This window comes from Streptomyces sp. IBSBF 3136 (genome assembly GCF_036815105.1).
Classification (GTDB): domain Bacteria; phylum Actinomycetota; class Actinomycetes; order Streptomycetales; family Streptomycetaceae; genus Streptomyces.
In genome coordinates this window covers 1-3103 of record NZ_JAJSZC010000407.1, presented here as the reverse complement: position 1 = coordinate 3103, position 3103 = coordinate 1, and the positions used below count along the sequence as shown (strand labels likewise).

Annotated in this window: 4 protein-coding genes; 1 reads left to right on the top strand and 3 read right to left on the bottom strand. The window is 71.7% G+C overall.

Features of this window, described 5'->3' with window-relative positions; genetic code table 11:
- Positions 1-282 (bottom strand): winged helix-turn-helix domain-containing protein (locus tag V7E45_RS39580; RefSeq protein ID WP_333779133.1); only part of this gene is annotated, 282 nt, incomplete at its 3' end.
- 47 nt (positions 283-329) lie between these two features.
- On the opposite strand from V7E45_RS39580, the gene V7E45_RS39575 reads away from it, so the two are divergent.
- The gene (locus tag V7E45_RS39575) at positions 330-869 is read left to right on the top strand and encodes a carboxymuconolactone decarboxylase family protein (RefSeq protein ID WP_333779132.1); all 540 of its coding nucleotides are present in this window, start codon (positions 330-332) and stop codon (positions 867-869) included.
- A 55-nt stretch (positions 870-924) separates the two neighbouring features.
- On the opposite strand, the gene V7E45_RS39570 is transcribed toward V7E45_RS39575, so the two are convergent.
- Positions 925-2412 carry a glutamate synthase subunit beta gene (locus V7E45_RS39570; protein WP_333779131.1) on the bottom strand — a complete coding sequence of 496 codons (1488 nt, stop codon included), beginning with the start codon at positions 2410-2412 and terminating at the stop codon, positions 925-927.
- Between the two features lie 143 nt (positions 2413-2555).
- Complete coding sequence (locus tag V7E45_RS39565; RefSeq protein ID WP_333779134.1) at positions 2556-3035, bottom strand: anthrone oxygenase family protein; 480 nt, start codon at positions 3033-3035, stop codon at positions 2556-2558.
- Positions 3036-3103: the final 68 nt, after the last annotated feature.

Sequence of the window (3103 nt, the reverse complement as noted above, 5' to 3'; positions counted from 1 at the left end):
AGTCACCCCCGCCGCCACCCGCGTCCCCGAACCCTGCCGCGCGGTCAGCCAGCCCTCCGCCACCAACTCCGCGTACGCGTCCGCGACGGTGTTACGGGCCACGCCCAGATCGGCGGCCAGCGAACGGTACGGCGGCAGCCTCGTCCCCGGCGCCAGCCGCCCGCCGCGCACGGCCTCCCGCAACGCGCGGATCAGCGCCGCCCGCCGCCCGCCCGGCCCCGACAGCTCCAGATGCAGATCGACACCGATCCGCTCAGCCGAATTGACCCACGATTCCACCACGGAAATGCACCCTACAACGGGTCTATCCAGCCCATAGGTTGAAGCACATGACGACGAACGCGATCACCGCGGACACCAGCGCAACGGCCACCGCGACCGGCACCGCCGGGACCACCGCCGCGGCCCAGGACACACGCACCCGCCTGGACTTCGGCAAGACGGCCCCCAAGGCATTCCGCGCCCTCATCGGCTTCGACGCCGCCGCACGCGAGGGCCTCGACCCGGCCCTCGTCGAACTGATCCAGATCCGCGCCTCCCACCTCAACCACTGCGCCTACTGCCTCCACATGCACACCGGCGACGCCCGCCGCGCGGGCGAGAGCGAGGACCGGCTGCACATGATCGCCGTCTGGCGCGAAGCCCGGCACTTCTTCACCCCCAAGGAGCAGGCGGCCCTCGCCCTCACCGAAGCGGTCACCCGGATAGCCGACGCCGGAGTCCCCGACGACGTCTACGCTCAGGCCGCGGCCCACTTCGACGAGACGGAACTGGCACACGTCCTCGCCCTGATCCTCACGATCAACACCTGGAACCGCGTGGCCCTCGCCACCGGCAAAGTGGCAGGCACGGACGAACGCCGCCGCTGACAGACCACCCCCACGCGCCCGGCACCACCCGGGCCGCCGCCCCGGGCCCCTCTCGCTACACGACCATCGGGCGGTCGAACGGCGAGATCGGTGCCGGCAGCTGCGAACCACCCGTCAGGAAGCGGTCCACCGCCGCCGCCACCGCCCGCCCCTCCGCGATCGCCCACACGATCAGCGACTGCCCACGCGCCGCGTCCCCGGCCGCGAACACACCGGGAACGTTCGTCGCGAAGTCGCCGTCCCGGGCGATCGTGCCGCGCGGCCGCATCTCCAGCCCCAACTGGTCGACCAGCCCGTCCTCCCGGTCCGGCCCCGAGAAACCGAGCGCCAGCAGCACCAGATCGGCGGGCAGCGTACGGTCCGTGCCCGCCACCGGCTGCCGCCGCTCGTCCACCTCCACCAGATGCAGCGACCGCACATGCCCACCGTCATCACCCGCGAACCGGAGCGTGGACGCCGCGAACAACCGCGCGTCCGCGTCCGCCGCCGGCGCCGTCCGCAGATCCCGCGCCTCCTCGTGCGCGGCGGACAACCGGTAGATCTTCGGATACGTCGGCCACGGCTCGCTGTCCTCGTCACGCTCACCACCCGGCTGCGCGTAGATGTCCAGCTGAGTCACCGACGCGGCCCCCTCACGCACCGCCGTCCCCAGACAGTCCGCCCCCGTGTCCCCACCACCCACGATCACCACGTGCCTACCGGCCGCCGACAGCGGCGACACCTCCAGATCCCCCTCGCACACCCGATTCGCCAGCGGCAGGTACTCCATCGCCTGATGGATCCCGGCCAGCTCCCGCCCCGGCACCGCCAGCTCCCGCCACGCCGTCGCCCCCGTCGCCAGCACCACCGCGTCATACCGTGCCCGCAGATCACCCGCGGGCACATCCCGCCCCACCGCCGTCGACGTACGGAACCTCGTGCCCTCCGCCCGCATCTGCTCGATCCGCCGCTCCAGATGGTGCTTCTCCATCTTGAAACCCGGGATGCCGTACCGCATCAGCCCCCCGATCCGGTCGTCCCGCTCGTACACCGCGACGGTGTGCCCCGCCCGCGTCAGCTGCTGCGCCGCCGCCAGCCCGGTCGGCCCCGACCCGATCACCGCGACGGTCTTCCCCGACAGCCGGTCCGGAGGCCGCGGCGGTGTGAAACCCTCCTCCCACGCCCGGTCGGCGATCGCACACTCGACATTCTTGATGGTCACGGCCGGCTGGTTGATCGCCAGCACACACCCCGCCTCACACGGCGCCGGACACAGCCGCCCGGTGAACTCCGGAAAGTTGTTCGTCGCGTGCAGCCGGTCGCTCGCCGCCCGCCAGTCCTCACGGGAGACCAGGTCGTTCCACTCCGGGATCAGATTGCCCAGCGGACAGGCCTGATGGCAGAACGGGATACCGCAGTCCATGCAGCGATCCGCCTGCTTGCTGATGATCGGCAGCAGCGCCCCCGGAACGTAGACCTCGGCCCAGTCCCGGACCCGTTCCTCGACGGGCCGCCGCGGCCACTCCTGGCGCGGCGTGTTCATGAACCCCTTGGGATCGGCCATGGTCGTCTTCCTCGCGTACGCGTACCGGGAGGCACTCGGTGTACGACGGGCCGTGCGTCATCGGGCGGCACCCCTCCGGCCACGATACGTCCCACCCGTAGCCCGCGCAGAGTGGCCGACAGCGCCTGCCTCCCCGGCCGGACTCAGGCCGGCGCCAGCACGTACAACAGCGCGGACCCGGCGGCGGCCACCGTGCGGACGTGGTTCCAGAACGTCCACTCGCGCACATACACCGGCCAGTACGCGGCCGCCTCCGAACTGCCCGGCACCAAGCCCGCCAGCCTCTCGTTACGGGGCACGTTCGCGACCGCGGTCGGCCAGAAGGACCCGAACAGGAACAGGACACTGCCCAGCAGCAACTCCACCTTCCCCGCCACCGGCCACACCACGACCGTCACCACCGCGACGATCACACACAGCACCGCCGAACCGATGAACAACAGCATGAAGGCCGGCCGCAACGCCGCCCTGTTGATCGCGTTCATGGCGGCCACCGCCTGCGCGGGCGGCAGAGCGGCCAGCCCCCGCATCACAAAGGTCGAGAAACCACAGAACACCCCGGCCACCAGCCCGGCCCCCAGCGCACCCAGCACCACCAGCACGAAGAACGGTCCGTCGATCACCACGCCCCCTCTCCCCACTCACCGGCCACCAGTCGCCCGGCGCCGGCACCCGCCCCTCCCCACCAGTC

Excerpts from the sequence above, each read along its gene's own strand:
- V7E45_RS39575 (WP_333779132.1), top strand. The coding sequence starts at position 330 with ATGACGACGAACGCGATCACCGCGGACACCAGCGCAACGGCCACCGCG.
- V7E45_RS39570 (WP_333779131.1), bottom strand. The coding sequence starts at position 2,412 with ATGGCCGATCCCAAGGGGTTCATGAACACGCCGCGCCAGGAGTGGCCG.